The organism is Vulcanococcus sp. DEBay_Sum29NL08_54, assembly GCF_017859255.1.
GTDB lineage: Bacteria > Cyanobacteriota > Cyanobacteriia > PCC-6307 > Cyanobiaceae > Vulcanococcus.
In genome coordinates, this window is the sequence record NZ_JAFMNJ010000002.1 from 60285 (window position 1) to 77726 (window position 17442).

The window sequence follows — 17442 nt, forward strand, 5'->3', positions numbered from 1 at the left end:
AGACGTTGGCGGAAGCTTTGCCGCACCTCCAGCACCAACTAAAAACGAACCACAGACGCGCCAATCATCCATTGACCCACATTCATTCACCTCTCAACCTTCAGCAGTATCGAAGGCGTTGGCGTTCAATGCTGCACATCCACAGCAACATGAATCGCCCAGCGGTCAACCTGCTGTCCTAGAGAAACAAAGGTCGATTAGATTCGCCGCCAACTCAGCATCAAAGCTGCGTTCAGAGAAAGCGGTTCTCACTACTTTGAAGACAGAGTGTAGTGACCGAAGTGAAAGCAATCAGTTCTCCAGCACTCCGGTTAGTCCTCCCGTTTGAGCAGGTTGGCCTCGAAGCCATCTCACTTGTAGGCGGCAAGAATGCTTCTCTCGGCGAGATGATCCGAGAGCTATCAAACCAAGGCATCAAGGTTCCCTCGGGCTTTGCAACGACCGCTCACGCCTACCGAGTTCTCCTGGATTCCGCCCATCTCAGCCAAGGCCTGCATGACTGCCTCGATGGTCTCGACGCAGAGCAGCTCCCCGCACTTCAACAAGCTGGAGCCGCCGCTCGCGACCTCCTTCTCAAGGCACCCCTGCCGATCGAGCTTGAGGAGCAACTGCTGCTGCACTACCGAGAGCTGGGATCACCTGCTGTGGCTGTGCGTTCCAGCGCCACTGCTGAAGATCTGCCACAGGCATCCTTTGCCGGTCAGCAGGAGACCTATCTCAATGTGGAGGGCGAGGCAGCACTGCTAGAGGCCTGCCGGCGTTGCTATGCCTCACTGTTCACCGACCGGGCCATTTCCTACCGGCAACTGAACGGCTTTGATCACTTCGATGTGGCCCTTTCGATCGGCATTCAGCGCATGGTGCGCTCCGATCTGGCCTGCTCGGGGGTGATGTTCAGCCTCGATACCGAGTCGGGGTTTCGTGATGTGGTTCTTCTCACGGCGGCCTACGGCTTGGGCGAGAACGTGGTGCAAGGAGCCGTCAATCCTGATGAATACCTGATTTTCAAACCGACCCTTCTCGAGGGTTTTGCACCGATCGTCAGCCAACGGCTGGGAGAGAAGGCCATTCGCATGGTCTACGCGCAAGCGGGATCAACCCGGAACGAATCGGTGCCGGCCTGCGATCGGCAACGCTTTGCCCTCGATCAAGCGGAGGTCCTGCAATTGGCCCGCTGGGCTTGCCAGATCGAGGCCCACTACAGCGAGCGACACGGGCAAGCCACACCGATGGATATTGAGTGGGCCAAGGACGGCAAGACCGGAGAACTCTTCATCCTTCAGGCCAGACCTGAAACGGTGAAATCTCGCCGAGACGTCAACGTGCTGCGGAGCTGGCATCTCGACCCCCATGACGCGGCGTTGCTTTGCAGAGGACGCGCCATCGGGACATCGGTCAGTAGTGGCGCAGCACGGATCCTGCATCACCCCAGTGAGATTCACCGTTTTCAAAGCGGTGACCTGCTGGTGACCGATCGCACCGATCCCGACTGGGAACCGGTGCTCAAGCGGGCCAGCGGTGTGGTGACCAATCGAGGCAGCCGCACCTGTCATGCGGCGATCATTGCTCGGGAAATGGGCATCACGGCCGTCGTCGGCGCGGACCAGGCGACAGAGCGCATCCTGGATGGAGAAACCATCACGCTGAGCTGTTGCGAAGGTGATGAGGGGCGCGTCTATCGCGGTGCCCTGCCCTTCCGGGTGGAGGAGAGCGCTGTGGGGGATCTGCCCGCGACTCGAACCCAGATCCTCATGAATGTGGGGAACCCGGAGGAGGCCTTCAACCTTGCGGCCATTCCATGCGATGGCGTGGGCCTGGCCCGGCTGGAGTTCATCATCGCCAATCAGATCCGTGTGCATCCGATGGCGTTGCTCCACCTCAACCGGGTGGTGAGCCAGGACGAGCAGCAGGCGATCCTCCAGCTCACGGCCGGCTACGCCAACCCCGCCGACTACTACGTCGATCGACTGGCGCAGGGAATCGGACGTCTGGCCGCAGCCTTTTACCCAAGGCCTGTGGTCCTGCGTTTCTCCGACTTCAAAAGCAACGAGTACGCCAAGCTGCTGGGGGGCAGCGGATTTGAGCCAGTCGAGGCGAACCCGATGCTCGGCTGGCGTGGTGCATCGCGTTACACCTCACCGGCCTTTCGTGAGGCGTTCGCCTTGGAATGCAAGGCCCTCATCGCTGTTCGCCAGCACATGGGACTGAGCAATGTCATCCCAATGGTGCCCTTCTGCCGCACCCCGGAAGAGGGGGATCGGGTGCTGGAGGAGATGGCCCTCCATGGTCTGGTGCGAGGAGAGCAGGGTCTTGAGGTTTATGTGATGTGTGAACTGCCAAGCAACGTCATGGCGGCCGAAGCCTTTGCCCAGCGTTTCGATGGCTTCTCCATCGGCTCCAATGACCTCACCCAGCTCACCTTGGGCCTGGACCGGGATTCCGCTCTGGTGGCCGAGCTCTTTGATGAACGTCACCCAGCAGTACTGGAGATGGTGCGCTTGGCCATTCGGACCGCGAAGCAATGCGGTTCCAAGATCGGAATCTGCGGACAGGCCCCGAGTGACTATCCAGAGTTCGCGGAGTTCCTGGTCAAGGAAGGCATCGACTCCATCAGCCTCAATCCCGATGCTGTGATCAAGACACGACTGGCCATTGCCAGCATTGAGCAGCAGCTCTGCTGAGGTTGCCGTTCGCCAGTCATCTCCTCAATACCTTGCGGAGATGAGCGAGCTGGGGCGATGTCGCCTGTTTTTGATGCGTTAGATCCAGTTCTGAGGCGTCACGGCTACCGAGCCGAGGCCCTGCTGGAGGTGCTCGCCGCCGCTCAACAGATCTATGGCCACCTCAGCCCCAGCCTGCTGCGCCATGTCGCCGGTCTCCTGCGATTGCCTTTGAGCCGCGTGCAGGGCACGGCGAGTTTTTATCACCTCTTTCGCCTCAGTCCTCCACCTCGGCATCAGTGCCTGGTTTGCACCGGCACGGCTTGCCATGTTCAGGGCGCAGGCCTCCTGTTCAAGGCACTCCAGACGACCCTCAAGCAGCCCTGGTGCGAGCTGGGCTCGGTGCGCTGCATTGGCAGCTGCAGCGGAGGACCACTGCTGGTTGTCGATGGCGACATCTGGACTCACCAGACCAGTGCCACAGCGCTTGCTGGTCTTCGAAGGCTGAAGCCATGAGAAGCGGCCTTCGTTTCTGCACGTCCACCAGCTGCCGCAGCCGAGGGAGTGAGGGCTTGCTGCAGCACTGCGCTGCCGTCGCCAGGCAGGGTGAAGCAGGCCTATCGGTCAAAGGGGTCGGCTGTCTGGGCCCCTGCAGCGAAGGGCCGTTGATGGTCATCGATACCGAGGCTGGATCCCGGTTGATGGCTCTTGAGCACTCTGCGCTGGAGTCCCTCCCCACGGAGCTTGAGACAACCTTGAGTCGCGGTGCCCTGATCGCATGGCAACCCTCCGGGAGTCGAGAGATCCTGCCTGAGGAACCCTTCCTCGCCCTGCAGCGGCGCCTGGTGCTGGCGCAGTGCGGGCGCATTGACCCCGAGTCATTGGAGGAGGCCGAGGCAGCCGGTGCCTACCTCCAGCTGCGGCGTGTTCTGCAGGAGAACGATCCCCTGGCCATCATCGAGCGCGTCAGGCGCAGTGGGCTACGGGGTCGCGGCGGCGCGGGCTATCCCACGGGTTTGAAGTGGGCCGCCGTCGCCGCCATGCCGGGGGACTCCAAGGTCGTGGTCTGCAACGCCGATGAGGGCGATCCCGGTGCCTTTATGGATCGCACGGTGATGGAGGGAGACCCCCACACCCTGCTTGAGGGGATGGTGATTGCAGCCTTCGCTGTGGGGGCAGAGCGGGGATGGATCTATGTCCGCGGTGAATACCCCCTGGCGATTGAGCGGTTGCGGCGGGGAATCGAGCAGGCCAGGCAGAGCGGTTGGCTTGGTGGCTCGGTGGGCGCTAGCGGCTTCCGTTTTGATCTGGAGCTTCGCGTGGGAGCCGGCGCCTATGTCTGCGGAGAGGAAACCGCCTTAATCCATTCGATCGAGGGACGGCGGGGTGTGCCCAGACCCCGTCCGCCCTTTCCGGCAGAGCAAGGGGTCCATGGATTCCCCACACTGATTAACAACGTCGAAACCTTCGCCAACATCCCTGCGTTGTTGCGTCTGGGACTGGAGGCCTACGGCCAAGGCACCAAGGTCTTCTCCCTGACAGGCCACGTGCAACGCAGTGGAGTCGTCGAAGTGCCCATGGGCACGAGCCTGCGCACGATTGTGGAGACGATGGCCGGTGGCCCAAAGAACGGCCATCAGATCAAGGCGGTCCAGACCGGAGGGCCATCGGGGGGCTGTGTCCCCGCCAGCCACCTGGACACCCCTGTGGATTACGAGAGCCTGCGTGAGCTCGGCACGATCATGGGCTCGGGCGGGATGGTGGTGATGGATGACACCACCGACATGGTGGATCTGGCCGCCTTCTTCATGGCCTTCTGCCGAGAAGAGTCCTGCGGCAAATGCATCCCCTGCCGCTGCGGCACGGTCCAGCTGGAGATGCTGCTGCGCAAGCTGCTGGCGGGCCAAGGGACAGGCTCCGACCTAAGCCAGTTGGAGAGCCTCTGCCACACCGTTAAAGAGGCCAGTTTGTGTGGATTGGGCCAAAACGCGCCCAATCCAGTGCTGAGCAGCCTGCGTCATTACCGGGGCGACTTTCTCGCCTTGCTGCAGAGGGACCGGCGCCCATGAGCATCGTCACCCTGCGCATTGACGACCGCGATGTAGCGGTCTCATCCGGAACGACTCTCTTGGCGGCCATCCGCTCCGAGGGCCTCTCCGTTCCCACCCTTTGCGCTCTCGAGGGGGTGTCAGCGGTGGCGGCCTGCCGTCTCTGCCTGGTGGCGCTGGAAGGAACAGAGAAGCTGCAGGCCGCTTGTGTCACCAGTGTGCAGGAGGGGATGAGGGTCAAGACCAACACCCCGCAATTGGAGGAGATCCGACGTTCGGTGATCGAAATGCTGTTCACCGAGGGGAACCATGTCTGTGCGATCTGTGTCGCCAATGGGGATTGTGAACTTCAGGACCTCGCGGTGCAGGTGGGCATGGATCACAGCCGCCTCCCCTATCGATTTCCAGAGCGGTCAGTGGATCTTTCCCACGCGCGATTTGGCTTGGATCACAACCGCTGCATTCTCTGCACCCGTTGCGTTCGGGTCTGCGATGAAGTGGAGGGCGCCCACGTCTGGGATGTGGGCTGGCGGGGCGAGCAGTGCCAGATCATCTCCGGCCTGGCTGAGCCCTGGGGGGAGGTCCAGGCCTGCACCGATTGCGGCAAGTGCGTGGAGGTCTGCCCCACCGGTGCCCTCTTCCACAAGGGGGACAACAGCGCAGAAAAGCACGGTCATCCAGAGCGGCTCCAGGCCCTGGTCGAGGCACGCACCCATCAGCACTGGCAGCCATGAGCACCTCCTCCCCCCGCAAGCGTCTGGCCACGGTTTGGTTGGCGGGTTGTTCGGGCTGCCACATGTCGTTTCTCGATCTCGATGAATGGCTCCTGGAGCTCGCCGAGCAAGCCGACATCGTCTACAGCCCGGTGGGATCGGACCAGAAGCTCTATCCCCAAAATGTCGACATCGCCCTCGTGGAGGGAGGGGTCGCCAACGAGGACAACCTGGAACTGCTGCTGCAGGTGAGGGCCAACTCACAAATCCTGGTGAGCTTTGGCGATTGCGCCATCACGGCCAACGTCCCAGGGATGCGCAACATGCTCCAGGGCGCCGATCCCGTGCTCCGGCGCGGCTACCTGGATCTAGCCGACAGCAGCGCCCAACGCCCCCATGCACCAGGTCTCATCCCTGAGCTCCTCGATCGGGTCCTGCCAGTCCATGAGTTGGTCGCCGTGGAGATGTTCCTGCCGGGATGTCCGCCCAGTGCGGCGCAGATCCGATCAGCGCTAGAGGCACTGCTGCAGGATCAGCGGCCTCCGCTCCAGGCCAACCGGGAGATCCGTTTTGGCTGAAGCGAGCCAGCAACGGCGCCGGATTCAGATCGATCCAGTGACCCGAATCGAAGGTCACGCCAAGATCTCGATCCAGCTCGATGCCTCGGGGGCGGTGGAGACGGCCCGCTTCCACGTCACTGAATACCGCGGTTTTGAGAAGTTCTGCGAGGGCAGACCCTTCACCGAGATGGCCGCCATCACGGCCCGGATCTGCGGGATCTGTCCGGTCAGTCATCTGCTGACCGCAGCCAAAACCGGAGACAAGATCCTCGGGGTCTCGATCCCCCCTACGGCGGAGAAGCTGCGCCGCCTCATGAACTTGGCGCAGATCACCCAATCGCACGCCCTGTCCTTCTTTCACCTCAGCAGTCCCGATTTCCTCTTGGGCTGGAACAGTGATCCGGCACGACGCAACATCTTTGGTCTGATCGCGGCGAACCCTGATCTGGCCCGCAGTGGAATCCGCCTACGTCAATTCGGCCAGGGCGTCATCGAGGCCTTGGGGGGGCGCAAAATCCATGCCGCCTGGGCCGTCCCGGGGGGAGTGCGCAGCCCATTAGCGATCGAGACCCGCGATCAAATCCGAGCCGGACTGCCCGAGGCCTTCGCCGTTGTCGAGCAGGGGCTGAGGGTGTTCAAAGAGTTGCTCGATCGACAACTGCGTGAAGAACTCGAGGTCTTTGGCCACTTTCCCTCGCTCTTTGTGGGGTTGATCGGCCATGGCGATCGCTGGGAGCACACCAGTGGATCCCTCTGCCAGGGCATCCGGGTCATCGATAGCCAAGGTGGCGTGCTTGCCGATGGCTTGCGGGAAGACGACTACGCCTCCTTCATCGCCGAAGCGGTGGAGCCTTGGAGCTACCTCAAATTCCCCTACTACCGGCCCTTAGGCCTGGAGGCCGGGAGTTATCGCGTCGGCCCCCTGGCCCGGCTGAACCTCTGCACGCGGATTGGCACGGAACGGGCCGATCGCGAGTTGCTGGAGTTCCGCCAACGGGGGGGGCGCGTGGTGACGGCCTCGTTCCTCTATCACCTGGCTCGCTTGGTGGAGATCCTGGCCTGCCTAGAGCAGATGGAGCAGCTGCTGGATGATCCCGAGCTGTGCTCCCCCCACGTGCGCGCCCGAGCAGAGGTCAACTGCCTGGAGGCCGTGGGCGTGAGTGAGGCACCCCGCGGCACCCTGCTGCACCACTACCGGGTGGATGCCAATGGGCTGATTGAGAAGGTGAATCTGATCATTGCCACCGGCCAGAACAACGGGGCGATGAATCGCACGGTGACCCAGATCGCCAGGCATTACCTCACCCCAACGCAGACCCAGGCGGCCCAGCTCAACGAGGCACTGCTCAACCGCATCGAAGCGGGGATTCGTTGCTTCGATCCGTGCCTGTCCTGCAGCACACATGCCGCAGGAGCCATGCCCCTGCAGGTGCAGCTGTTGAGTGCAGAGGGAGATCTACTCCAGGAGCTGAAACGCGAATGAGCACTGCGCTGAAGCCCCTTGTGATTGGCATCGGCAACCTGCAGAGGGGTGATGACAGCGCCGGCTATCGCATCGCTGCTGCCCTGCAGGACGAGTTAGCGGTGCCCTGCCGGGTGATTGCGAGCCACCAGCTCATGCCGGAGTTTGCAGAGCCGATTGCCACCGCAAGCCGGGTGTTGTTCATCGACTCCACCATCGATCCGGAGCGATGTTCGCGCTGGTCCTCTCCCCAACTCGAGCCCCTGGGGTGCCTCCCCCTGACGAAGACGTCCTTGAGCCATCAGGGCACCCCCCAGGATCTCTTGGCCCTGGCTGAGGCCTTGTACAGCTCGAGACCACCGGCCTGGCAGCTACTGATCCCCTCCCTGCATTGGGAGCATGGAATGGAACTCTCCCCCTTGACCTCAACAGCGGCGGCCATGGCCGTGCCCCTGGTCCGCGCCTGGGGATCAGGTCATGCATGAGTTAGCGCTGATCGATGAGCTCTGCCGCATCGCCCAACAGGCGGCCAGGGATCAGGGAGCCAGCACGATCCATTCGCTCCTGTTGCGAATCGGCAACCTCTCCGGCGTGGATGCGGAAGCCTTGCGTCAGGCCTTTGCCGTGGTGGCGACAGCCCCCCCCTGGAGCAGCACTCGTCTTGAGCTGGAGGTGGTGAAAACCCGCTGTTTCTGCGCTCACTGCCGCCAGGCCTTTCGGCCAACGGATCTGATTCATCAGTGCAGCCGCTGCGGTGCGCTCTCCAGCGACGTTCTCGAGGGCCGCGAGCTTGAGCTGGTTTCGATGGAGGTCTCCTGATGTGTGGCCAGTGCGGCTGTGAGCAGGGTGCTCCACTCACACCAGAGCCAACGCGGATCGTTCTCCAACGCAACCTGCTGGAGCGCAATGAGCAACAGGCCTTGCACAACCGAATCCACTTCCAGCGACACGGTTTGCTCGCGGTGAATCTGGTCTCCGCACCGGGATCAGGGAAGACCGCTTTTCTCGAGCAGCTGGCGCGCCAGTGGCCGCGACCACCCATCGGGGTGATCGTTGGCGATTTGGCCACCGATAACGACGCCCAGCGTCTGAAGAGTGCAGGGGCACGGTCTGTGCAGATCCAGACAGGGGATCTCTGCCATCTGGAGGCCGATCTGGTGGCTCGCGCCTTTGTTCAGCTGGAGACCAAAGGGATGGATCTCTTGATGATCGAGAACGTCGGCAATCTCGTCTGCCCCACGGCTTTTGCGTTGGGGGAACACCTGCGGATCGCCTTGATCTCGGTCACCGAGGGTGAGGACAAACCCCTGAAATACCCGGCCCTATTCAGAAGTGTCGATGCAGTGCTGATCAACAAGATCGACCTGGAGGAGGTGGTGGGCTTTGATCGCCGCGCCGCCCTCGCCAATCTCAGGGACACGGCTCCCCAGGCAGAGGTCTTTGCCATCTCTGCTCGATCGGGAGTCGGGGTAGAGGCTGTCATGGCCTGGCTGCAGGATGAGCAGCGGAACTGAGTGGGCGCTGCAGCTGCAGCTCAGTGGGCGGGTGCAGGGCATTGGGTTTCGCCCGGCCATCCATCGCAGGGCCACACGACTGGGGCTGGGTGGCTGGGTCGCCAACAACACAAGCGGCGTGATCCTGGAGCTGCATGGCTCGAGGCCTCAACTCGAGGTGTTTCTCAAACAGCTGCTGAGGGATCCCCCAACACACAGTCGGATGGACCAGGTGCAACCGGGTTGGCGGCAGATCCCCTGCGGCAAGCGACCGTTCCGGATTGTGCCCTCCCAGCCGTCACCGGGTTCCTCGGCACTGATCGCACCAGATCTGGCCCTCTGCAGGGCATGCCTGGCCGAGCTTCTGGATCCGAGCAACCGACGCTTCGGCTATCCCTTCATCAGTTGCGCCCAGTGCGGACCGCGCTACAGCCTCCTGCAGACGTTGCCGTTTGAGCGGGACAACACCAGCTTCTCCGCCTTCCCGCCGTGCGCCACCTGCGCTGCGGAATACGCCAATCCCGAGGACCGCCGCTTTCATGCTCAGACGATTAGCTGCCCGGCCTGCGGACCAAGCCTGAGCTGGAACCAAAGGATTGCGGACTACGGGGAAGGCCTGCAGGCCGCGACGCAGCTACTGCAGGCAGGGGGCATCCTCGCCCTGCAGGGGGTCGGTGGCTTTCAACTCCTGGCTGATCCAACCCACGGCCAAGCGTTGGCCAGGCTGCGGAGCAGAAAGGGGCGGCCTGAAAAACCCCTGGCCCTACTCAGCAGCAGAGCAGCGCTCGAGGAGATCTGTCGACCATCAGAGCCTGAACTGGAGCTCTGGCAGTCCCCTCTCGCCCCGATCGTGCTGATGCGCCGTAGCCCTGATGCGGGTGTGGATGCACGGGTGGCGGGATCAAGTCCCTGGTTGGGGGTGATGCGCCCGGCCAGTGGCTTGCAACAGCTCTTGCTCGAGCACGTTGGTTCCCCCTTGGTCTGCACCAGCGCCAATCGTTCCGGGGAGCCGATTGCGGCCGATGTCAACGCCGATGAGGCCTTGCTCGCCTCCCTGGCGGATGGTGTGCTGAGTCATGAATTACGCATCGTCAACCGCATCGACGACAGCGTGATGCGCTGGGCCGCCGGTGCCCCCCTGGTGCTGCGGCTCGGGCGTGGTCTCGCGCCCCTCGCCCTTCCAACCCAAGCCCAGCCATGCTCCGCTCCGGTGCAACTGGCCGTGGGTGCACAGGTCAAAGGTGCTTTTGCCCTACAGCTGAAGACGCATCGGGTGTTGAGCCCCGATCTTGGTGATCTCTCCAGTCGCTGCGGTGCCGAGCATTTCGAGAGCACTAGCCGCACCTGGATGCGGCGCCACGCCGTCACTCCAAGGTGGATTGTGAGTGATCGCCACCGGAGCTACAGCTCCAGTGCCTACGCCGAACACCTCAGCCAGTCCCTTCCAGCGAGGCGACTGCAGGTGCAGCATCACCAGGCCCATCTGCTGGCGGTGATGGCCGAACACGGCCTGAGCGGAGCGCAATGCGGACTGGCCTGGGATGGATCTGGACTCGGAGATGACGGCACGATCTGGGGCGGGGAAGCCCTGGAGCTTGAAGGCGACGGCTACCGGCGGGTCGCCACCCTTCGCTCATTCCCATTGCCAGGAGGCGAGCGCGCCCTACGGGAACCGCGACGGGCGGCCCTGGGGATGCTGCTGGAGGCCTATGGACCCAACTGGCGAGCCAGGCTGCAGCCACTGGAGACGCCCTGGTGGTCCGCATTCCCTGAGGCGGATCGTGCGCTACTGGAACAGAGCCTGGTCTGCGGGGTGAATCGCCATCGCTGCTCCAGCATGGGGCGGCTGTTTGATGGCTTCGCGGCCTTGCTTGGGGTGCAGCAAACCTGCAGCTTCGAGGCCCAGGCGGCGATGGCACTCGAGGGGTTGGCGACCCAGGCACTGGAGAGGGGAGAGGCCTCGCCGACTTACCCCCTGCCGCTGGAGTGGTCTGCCGCTGAAGGGATCTGGGTGTGGAACTGGGCGCCACTGCTCGAGGCCGTTCTGAATGGCTTGGGGGAGCACATCTCCCCGGCCGCGCTCTCACTGGCGTTTCACCAAAGCCTGGCCCAGGCGGTCGTGAACCTGGCGCAGTCCCAGGGCGTTGATCAACTGCTTCTGGCGGGGGGCTGCTTCCAGAACAAGTTGCTCTTGGAACGTTGCGTTCTGGGCCTGCAACAGGTCGGTGTCCGTGCGCTTTGGTGTCAGCAACTGCCCTGCAATGACGCCAGCCTCCCGATCGGTCAGCTGCTGGCTGTGCCGCAGATCTGAGGCAGCGGCCAACGGGCGCCAAAACCCCATATAGAACGAGCTGAACGCCACTAGGAAGGCATGTGCCTGGCCGTCGCTGGTGAGTTAGTCAGCAGCAATCACCACCCCGACCCCCTCTGGCGTGTGGGGGATGTTTCCTTTGCAGGGGTCCTGCGCCAGGTCAGCCTGGCCTGCGTCCCGACGGCTCAGATCGGGGACCAGCTGCTGGTGCATGTCGGGGTGGCTCTGAAGGTGATGGAGCCGGAGCGATGACGCTGCAGCTGGGCAGATGAGTGAATGCGTCGCTTTGCTCGAGCAAATACGGGGCTGCTGCAGCCAGCGCTGGACAGTGATGGAGGTCTGCGGCGGTCAGACCCATGCCCTACTGCGCCATGGGCTGGATCGGCTGCTGGAGGACTCGATCGAGCTGATCCACGGGCCTGGCTGCCCGGTCTGTGTGACAGACAGCGAACGCATTGATCAGGCCATTGCTTTGGTCAAAAAGCCTGAGGTCACGCTCTGCTCCTACGGCGACATGCTTCGAGTGCCTGGGAGCGATGGGAGCAATCTGCTGGGGTGCCGATCGGAAGGTGCCGATGTACGCGTGATCTACTCCCCCCTTGATGTGCTGGAGATCGCAAGGCGGGAAACGGATCGTCAGGTGGTGTTTCTGGCAGTGGGCTTTGAGACCACGGCCCCCGCGACGGGCCTGCTGGTTCAACAGGCCCATCAGCAGAGGCTCACGAATCTTCGACTGTTGATGGCCCATGTCCGGGTTGCGCCAGCACTGGATCAATTGCTCGGGGACCCGGCCTGCACTGTGCAGGGCTTACTGGCTGCTGGGCACGTCTGTGCGGTCATGGGAGAGGCTGAGTACGTGGATCTGGCGGCGCAGCACAGACGCCCGATCGTGATGACTGGGTTCAGCCCGGAGGCATTGCTACGAGGGATTTTGTGCTGCATCAAGCAGCTGGAGGAAGGACGCCATGACCTCAGGAATGCCTACGAGGCGGTCGTCGATCAGGGGGGGAACAGGGACGCTCGCCGGTTGATTGAGACCGTCTTTGAACCCGTCGACAGGGTGTGGCGAGGTCTCGGGGTCATCGGCAAAGGCGGATATCGGTTGCGTGATCCCTATACAGCTCTGGCGGTGGAGCCGGAGGAGCTGGACGGACAGCCCTACGGCAATGGGCAATGCCCAAGTGGTCAGGTTCTCAGGGGCTTGATGCGGCCAGGCGAGTGTCCAAGCTTTGGAGACGCCTGCACTCCCGCTCACCCATTGGGGGCACCGATGGTCTCAAGCGAGGGGGCCTGTGCCGCCTATTTCAGGTTTCATCACTGAGCGATGCAGCCACCCGACGGAAGAATCCAGATGGGGCATGGGGGTGGCGGCCGCCTAATGCGGGAGCTGATCACCGAGTTGGTGGTGCCAAAGCTCGGCCACCAGAAGAACGTGCTGCATGATGCGGCACTCCTCTACACACCCGGCCCGCAACTGGCGTTCAGCACAGACTCCTATGTGGTGAGGCCCTTGTTCTTCCCCGGGGGAGACATCGGACGACTGGCGGTCTATGGAAGCGTGAACGACCTGGCCATGGCGGGGGCAAGACCACTCGCCCTGAGCCTGTCGCTGATCATCGAGGAGGGTCTTGAAGTCGACTGTCTGGCTCGGGTGATCGATTCAGTGGGCGAGGCCTGCCGAGGCATCGGCGTGGAGGTGATCACCGGGGACACAAAGGTGGTGGAACGGGGAAAGGGTGATGGGTTGTTCATCAACAGCACAGCCATTGGAGTGGTGGAACACCCGCTGAACATCAGTCCAAGCGCCATCAGGCCAGGTGATGCCGTCATCGTCAGTGGCGACCTTGGGCGCCACGGATTGGCCGTGCTGTCGGCGCGCGCTGAGTTGGGTTTGAGGAGCCCAATCGAGAGTGATCTGGGCTGCCTGCTGGAGCCGGTGATGGAGCTACTGGCAGCCGGAGTGGAGCTGCACTGCCTACGTGATCTGACGAGGGGGGGCTTGGCGAGTGCAAGCGATGAGATCGCAAGAAGTGGTCAGTGCACCCTGCAGCTCGAGCAGCAGCGCATTCCAGTGCATCCAAGCGTGAACGCGGCCTGCGAGGTCCTTGGGCTGGATCCACTAGCAATGGCGAACGAAGGTCGGATGCTGGTGATCTGCCCTGCCGAGCAGGAGGATCTGGCCTTGACGGTGCTTCAGCGATATCAACCAGAAGCAGCGAGGGTTGGCACGGTGGGACAGAGATGGGCCGATGGATCATCTCTAGACGCGCGCTATCCGGTCAGCTTGATCAGCGAGCTGGGGGTGAATTGCCCAATGGTTCTCGCTGAAGGGGAGCAGATACCGAGAATCTGTTGACCGCAGAGGGACGTGAAACGGAGAGATCGGCTGCAGATGCAATGCAGATGTGATCAAAAACGGAAAGAACGAAGAATCAAAGCCACACTTGAATGATGCTTGAAGGACCTCGTGGACAGACAGATCACAGTGCAGCTCAATGAACAGGAAGCGCGACTACTCTTCAACACAATCCAGGCGAGATCACGTTATCGGCCGATAAAGCACCCCTACGGCCGGGTGGTATGGCAACCGTGGATGGGGGTGCTGCTAAGGAAACTCAGGCAGGCATTGGCCGAGGCAGGAGTCGTAGACGCAGCGTAGAAAGAAGCGTGGTGCCAACCAACATCAGAGAAGAAGTAAAAAGCTGACCACAAGCGAGCAGAAGGTAACGCTCAACGCCGCGATGATGCCGCGATTCCGGAAGGAAATAGGCGAGGAGGAAAACACGGGCTAGGACAGAAGAGAAGAGACAGGGTTGCAATGCTTGATCCTAAGGAGATTCACAGGACACCGAATGGAGGCACCATTGAATCGATTGGAAACGGCAATTATCGTGTGTGCGACAAGGATCTCAATTGCGCCATAATCGAAGGACTCTGGAAAGCACACAAAGCAATGAGGCAGAAGGAAAACAACAGGACACATCAACGCTTCTGCCGGCCGCATCTAAGCGCCAACCGAAAACCTGAAACGCGAAGAACGGGTCGACACAGAAACGGGAGATCCAATCACGCGAGAAGGAAGTAAAGCGATCGAGGCAACTGGCCAGCGGCGAGAAGTGGAACCAAGAGACAGCAGAACGAGTGCAAGACTGCCCAGGCTGGGCCAGGCAAAAGCACCACCGAAGGCCAAGAAGACGAAGGCGCAGCAAATCAGATTCGATGGCGCGGGAGATCGGACACAGGGCAGGAGAAAGAGGGTGGTCAATGACTAGAAAGAAGTCGAGAGAGGATCGCTCATGTACAGAACGAACCTGTGCGACTACCACCATCACGTCACAAAGACAGGCCATAGCATTCACCACCGCGGCTACATAGAGTCCTTCCTAGTCAAGACAAACGGGCAACAAGGAAGCAGTGTCGACTTGAAATGGAGAAGGTCAAAGACGGCCCCGATCGGCCTCAATGACGAAAACCACAGAGCCCGTGGAACACAAACAGAGGCGCTCCAAACAGGGCATCCAGGCAGACGCTGATCACCAAGAACCGTTGCAGTGCAGTGGAACTCAAGGAAAGGCAGTGACGTCAGGGGAGCCTGCCGTGGCGGCAGGTCCCGCGGTGGTGCAGATTGGATGTAGATTCACCCAAGGGATGCCATGTCTGCGGCAGGGCTACGGGGAACAGCTAAAAACGGCTGGGGAATAACAGGGGTTCTTCTTGGCACATCGGTACTGGTACACACCCAGGTCGACAGCCGTTACCTGAGTGACTTCGCTCTGCGATCACCGCCATGGGCGTTCTTGGTAGCAGTTGCAGGGATATTGGTGCTGAACCATTGGCAGGAAAGCCTTCTCCTGATTGCGTCCATGGGCATGCAGGGATCGTTCCTGATCACCCAGGAAATCGAACTAACGCAAAACGAATGGACTCTGTTGGTCCTGCGCCGGCTTGTATTGATAGCGGTGTGCATCTGGGCTGCATATTTGAGAAGCCAACTGGAGCAGAAGCACTCCGAGCAGGTGAAGCAGCAAGGCCGCCTGCAATCAAAGCTGGAGCAAAGCCTGAGAGCCTCAATACTTGCTCATGAAATACGGCAACCGCTGAGTCACGTAATTATTGAGTGCAAATTACTGTGCTTCCGCACAGCACAGAAATCTGATCTACCAACAAAAGTCAGAACAGAGATCAGACAAATCCAGCAAAGCGCCGAGGAGGTCGATCAGCTGGTGGGAACAGTCACACGCCTATTGCGAGAGGACAAGAATAGTTTCGAAACAGTCGACGTAACAAGTTTGGTTGAAAACCGCTTAAAAAGGTGGAAGCACAAAGAAGAGAATACCAAGATCGATATTGAGTTCAAACGCAGCATGAACCATCAATGTGTACACGGGGACAAGGATCAGCTCCTATTAGCGGTCGATAATCTACTGAAGAATGCAAGCGATGCCGCCAATAAGAACTACAGACGAAAACGTAGGATTCAAGTCTCGGTTACTCGAAAGAGAGGCAATGTCCTGTTGCAGGTCGCCGATAGCGGGAAGGGACTGCCAAGCAAGAGAAGTCAGGAACTACTCCTTGAGAGCAAGGGCGAGAGTGGGATGGGCGTTGGAATTTTGTGTGTAGAGACAATTGCTTTAGGGCACAGCGGGGAGCTCATCCTGGGCAGCTCCAAACAACTTGGCGGTGCACAGATATGCCTGAGTCTTCCAGCTAATCCATGCGCCCCCAGCGCCAACAACGATAAAGCGTGGCAATCCGAACAAGTTCAGAACCACTGATTCCGAGCTTAGAAGCAACACCTTTACGATAAGTCTCAACGGTAGCCAATGACAGATTGAGCTCTACTGCTATTTCCTTATTAAGAAGGCCTCGGCCGAGGGCCTCGATGACACGCTGCTCCCTGGGGCTCAAGGTAGTGATCGCCCTAAGATGCTGCTCGCATCCCGGCAAAGGCAAATAGAGATCATCCGTTCGGTGGCGCCACCATGACTGGAGAACCTCGAGCATGGAGTCCCAAGCCTGTGACTTATTGACAATGCCGATTGTGAAAGGCTGTAGATCCGTTGGCGCCAGAAACTCTTCGGCCAGGGCAGTCACAAAAAGGAGCGCCGCGTTGGGATTAAGTTGAAGCAAGAGGTCCGGAGCGGGGCGGTAGGAATCGCCACCAAGCTGGACATCAATAACAAGAAGATCTGGAGGAGAGGCGCGAATCAGATCGCAGGCATTATCAACGGTACAGCTAACCCCGAGAACATTAAAGCCAGCGACCTCTGAAAGGATCCCAGCTATGGCCTGACCAACCATCTGGTGGTCATCGAGAACAATAACGTCCAAGCTTGGGGTGCACTTCGATATCAGATAACACCATCAGGCGCCAGATGTCATGTCCCAATAGTGGGATGATTTACGGAGACGAGGAGAATGGCACAATTGAGTGAGAACAGAGAGATCACGGGGCAGTAGGCAGCCCATCACCCAAAAAGATTTGCAGCAGTCTGCTGCGAAGGGGGTCCCAATACAGGTGGCCCTGAATTGGGACCTTGAACAGGAAATATCAACAAAGCCAGACTAAAGAAAGTCTTAAGGAGGTGCAGATGGCGATCTATGCCGAGCACCAACGCCTGATGTTTCGATCGAGTCAACGGCTAACAATCACCGTGGCTCACTCGACACTCGAAGCACTTGTTGATCGCAGCCAGCAGGAGGGACGCTCCCTCAGCAACCTGGCTGCATACTTACTCGAGAATGCCCTCGAAGATCACTAGGATTGATCGAGGCCAGACGACCCGTGGCTATTTCCAACTCAAGCGTTGAACCAACGCAAGAGAAAGTCAGGAACGACAACATCTGATGGCAACAGAATTCCTTGTAAAGTTGCCATCGCGGATCGCGACTAAGCGAACGTTCCAAAAGGAATGGGGAAAGACGTAAATCGTCGGTGGCTCGGCTGAGCAAACAAACTCGAGAAGCCAGCTGCACACAGGAACCTGAGGCATCGATCATTCAAGGGTCGTCCTGCTCGAGTTCTGAGTAGATGGCCCAAAGAGATCGGTAAAGGGGCTTCATCTGATCCTGCAAGGTTTCGAGGCGATCAGGAGCACAGTGCTGGAGACGAGCTTCCTCGAGAAGTTGAATCAGCTGCGCCTGAAGAGAAGAGATCCGGAGGGAATAGCAGGATGTCGTGACAGGCAGTGAGGT

The 17442-nt window shown here is 60.5% G+C and carries 16 protein-coding genes; 15 read left to right on the forward strand and 1 reads right to left on the reverse strand.

The window, feature by feature from the left end; genetic code table 11:
• The first annotated feature begins 290 nt into the window (after window positions 1-290).
• The 14 genes from ppsA (at window position 291) to QZ186_RS01435 (ending at window position 16022) form a co-directional block, all read left to right on the forward strand.
• The gene (ppsA, locus tag QZ186_RS01370; protein WP_367268111.1) at window positions 291-2681 is read left to right on the forward strand and encodes a phosphoenolpyruvate synthase; all 2391 of its coding nucleotides are present in this window, start codon (window positions 291-293) and stop codon (window positions 2679-2681) included.
• A gap of 57 nt (window positions 2682-2738) precedes the next feature.
• The gene (locus QZ186_RS01375) at window positions 2739-3176 is read left to right on the forward strand and encodes an NAD(P)H-dependent oxidoreductase subunit E (RefSeq protein ID WP_296415288.1); all 438 of its coding nucleotides are present in this window, start codon (window positions 2739-2741) and stop codon (window positions 3174-3176) included.
• The gene (locus QZ186_RS01380; RefSeq protein ID WP_296415291.1) at window positions 3173-4729 is read left to right on the forward strand and encodes an NADH-ubiquinone oxidoreductase-F iron-sulfur binding region domain-containing protein; all 1557 of its coding nucleotides are present in this window, start codon (window positions 3173-3175) and stop codon (window positions 4727-4729) included. The genes QZ186_RS01375 and QZ186_RS01380 overlap by 4 nt, the downstream gene beginning before the upstream one ends.
• Complete coding sequence (gene hoxU, locus QZ186_RS01385; protein ID WP_247478959.1) at window positions 4726-5442, forward strand: bidirectional hydrogenase complex protein HoxU; 717 nt, start codon at window positions 4726-4728, stop codon at window positions 5440-5442. Before QZ186_RS01380 ends, hoxU begins: the two co-directional genes overlap by 4 nt.
• A complete protein-coding gene (locus QZ186_RS01390) occupies window positions 5439-5999 on the forward strand; it encodes an oxidoreductase (protein ID WP_296415294.1) in 561 nt (186 codons plus the stop codon). Before hoxU ends, QZ186_RS01390 begins: the two co-directional genes overlap by 4 nt.
• Window positions 5992-7464, forward strand: coding sequence for a Ni/Fe hydrogenase subunit alpha (locus tag QZ186_RS01395; protein ID WP_296415296.1), 1473 nt, complete (start codon window positions 5992-5994; stop codon window positions 7462-7464). Before QZ186_RS01390 ends, QZ186_RS01395 begins: the two co-directional genes overlap by 8 nt.
• Window positions 7461-7928 carry a hydrogenase maturation protease gene (locus QZ186_RS01400; RefSeq protein WP_296415298.1) on the forward strand — a complete coding sequence of 156 codons (468 nt, stop codon included), beginning with the start codon at window positions 7461-7463 and terminating at the stop codon, window positions 7926-7928. Before QZ186_RS01395 ends, QZ186_RS01400 begins: the two co-directional genes overlap by 4 nt.
• Complete coding sequence (locus QZ186_RS01405; RefSeq protein WP_296415300.1) at window positions 7921-8262, forward strand: hydrogenase maturation nickel metallochaperone HypA; 342 nt, start codon at window positions 7921-7923, stop codon at window positions 8260-8262. Before QZ186_RS01400 ends, QZ186_RS01405 begins: the two co-directional genes overlap by 8 nt.
• Entirely contained in the window at window positions 8262-8957 is a 696-nt protein-coding gene (hypB, locus tag QZ186_RS01410; RefSeq protein ID WP_296415302.1) for a hydrogenase nickel incorporation protein HypB, read from the forward strand. Before QZ186_RS01405 ends, hypB begins: the two co-directional genes overlap by 1 nt.
• Entirely contained in the window at window positions 8941-11247 is a 2307-nt protein-coding gene (gene hypF, locus QZ186_RS01415; RefSeq protein ID WP_296415304.1) for a carbamoyltransferase HypF, read from the forward strand. The genes hypB and hypF overlap by 17 nt, the downstream gene beginning before the upstream one ends.
• Window positions 11248-11307: 60 nt before the next feature.
• Window positions 11308-11499: a HypC/HybG/HupF family hydrogenase formation chaperone gene (locus QZ186_RS01420; RefSeq protein ID WP_010317651.1), complete on the forward strand. Its 192-nt coding sequence runs from the start codon at window positions 11308-11310 to the stop codon at window positions 11497-11499.
• 16 nt (window positions 11500-11515) lie between these two features.
• Window positions 11516-12568 carry a hydrogenase formation protein HypD gene (gene hypD, locus QZ186_RS01425; RefSeq protein ID WP_296415308.1) on the forward strand — a complete coding sequence of 351 codons (1053 nt, stop codon included), beginning with the start codon at window positions 11516-11518 and terminating at the stop codon, window positions 12566-12568.
• A 3-nt stretch (window positions 12569-12571) separates the two neighbouring features.
• A complete protein-coding gene (hypE, locus tag QZ186_RS01430) occupies window positions 12572-13603 on the forward strand; it encodes a hydrogenase expression/formation protein HypE (RefSeq protein WP_296415309.1) in 1032 nt (343 codons plus the stop codon).
• 1297 nt (window positions 13604-14900) lie between these two features.
• Window positions 14901-16022, forward strand: a complete 1122-nt coding sequence (locus tag QZ186_RS01435) for a HAMP domain-containing sensor histidine kinase (RefSeq protein WP_296415312.1) — start codon at window positions 14901-14903, stop codon at window positions 16020-16022.
• Here QZ186_RS01435 and QZ186_RS01440 read toward each other — a convergent pair.
• Entirely contained in the window at window positions 15955-16578 is a 624-nt protein-coding gene (locus QZ186_RS01440) for a response regulator transcription factor (protein ID WP_296415314.1), read from the reverse strand. The two genes, QZ186_RS01435 and QZ186_RS01440, sit on opposite strands and share 68 nt — an antisense overlap.
• A gap of 290 nt (window positions 16579-16868) precedes the next feature.
• On the opposite strand from QZ186_RS01440, the gene QZ186_RS01445 reads away from it, so the two are divergent.
• Window positions 16869-17009, forward strand: a complete 141-nt coding sequence (locus tag QZ186_RS01445; protein ID WP_296415378.1) for a hypothetical protein — start codon at window positions 16869-16871, stop codon at window positions 17007-17009.
• Window positions 17010-17442 lie beyond the last annotated feature (433 nt).

Coding starts and splice junctions, on each gene's coding strand:
- QZ186_RS01375 (WP_296415288.1), top strand. CDS start 2,739: ATGTCGCCTGTTTTTGATGCGTTAGATCCAGTTCTGAGGCGTCACGGC.
- QZ186_RS01380 (WP_296415291.1), top strand. CDS start 3,173: ATGAGAAGCGGCCTTCGTTTCTGCACGTCCACCAGCTGCCGCAGCCGA.
- hoxU (WP_247478959.1), top strand. CDS start 4,726: ATGAGCATCGTCACCCTGCGCATTGACGACCGCGATGTAGCGGTCTCA.
- QZ186_RS01390 (WP_296415294.1), top strand. CDS start 5,439: ATGAGCACCTCCTCCCCCCGCAAGCGTCTGGCCACGGTTTGGTTGGCG.
- QZ186_RS01400 (WP_296415298.1), top strand. CDS start 7,461: ATGAGCACTGCGCTGAAGCCCCTTGTGATTGGCATCGGCAACCTGCAG.
- QZ186_RS01405 (WP_296415300.1), top strand. CDS start 7,921: ATGCATGAGTTAGCGCTGATCGATGAGCTCTGCCGCATCGCCCAACAG.
- hypB (WP_296415302.1), top strand. CDS start 8,262: ATGTGTGGCCAGTGCGGCTGTGAGCAGGGTGCTCCACTCACACCAGAG.
- hypF (WP_296415304.1), top strand. CDS start 8,941: ATGAGCAGCGGAACTGAGTGGGCGCTGCAGCTGCAGCTCAGTGGGCGG.
- QZ186_RS01420 (WP_010317651.1), top strand. CDS start 11,308: ATGTGCCTGGCCGTCGCTGGTGAGTTAGTCAGCAGCAATCACCACCCC.
- hypD (WP_296415308.1), top strand. CDS start 11,516: ATGAGTGAATGCGTCGCTTTGCTCGAGCAAATACGGGGCTGCTGCAGC.
- hypE (WP_296415309.1), top strand. CDS start 12,572: ATGCAGCCACCCGACGGAAGAATCCAGATGGGGCATGGGGGTGGCGGC.
- QZ186_RS01435 (WP_296415312.1), top strand. CDS start 14,901: ATGTCTGCGGCAGGGCTACGGGGAACAGCTAAAAACGGCTGGGGAATA.
- QZ186_RS01445 (WP_296415378.1), top strand. CDS start 16,869: ATGTTTCGATCGAGTCAACGGCTAACAATCACCGTGGCTCACTCGACA.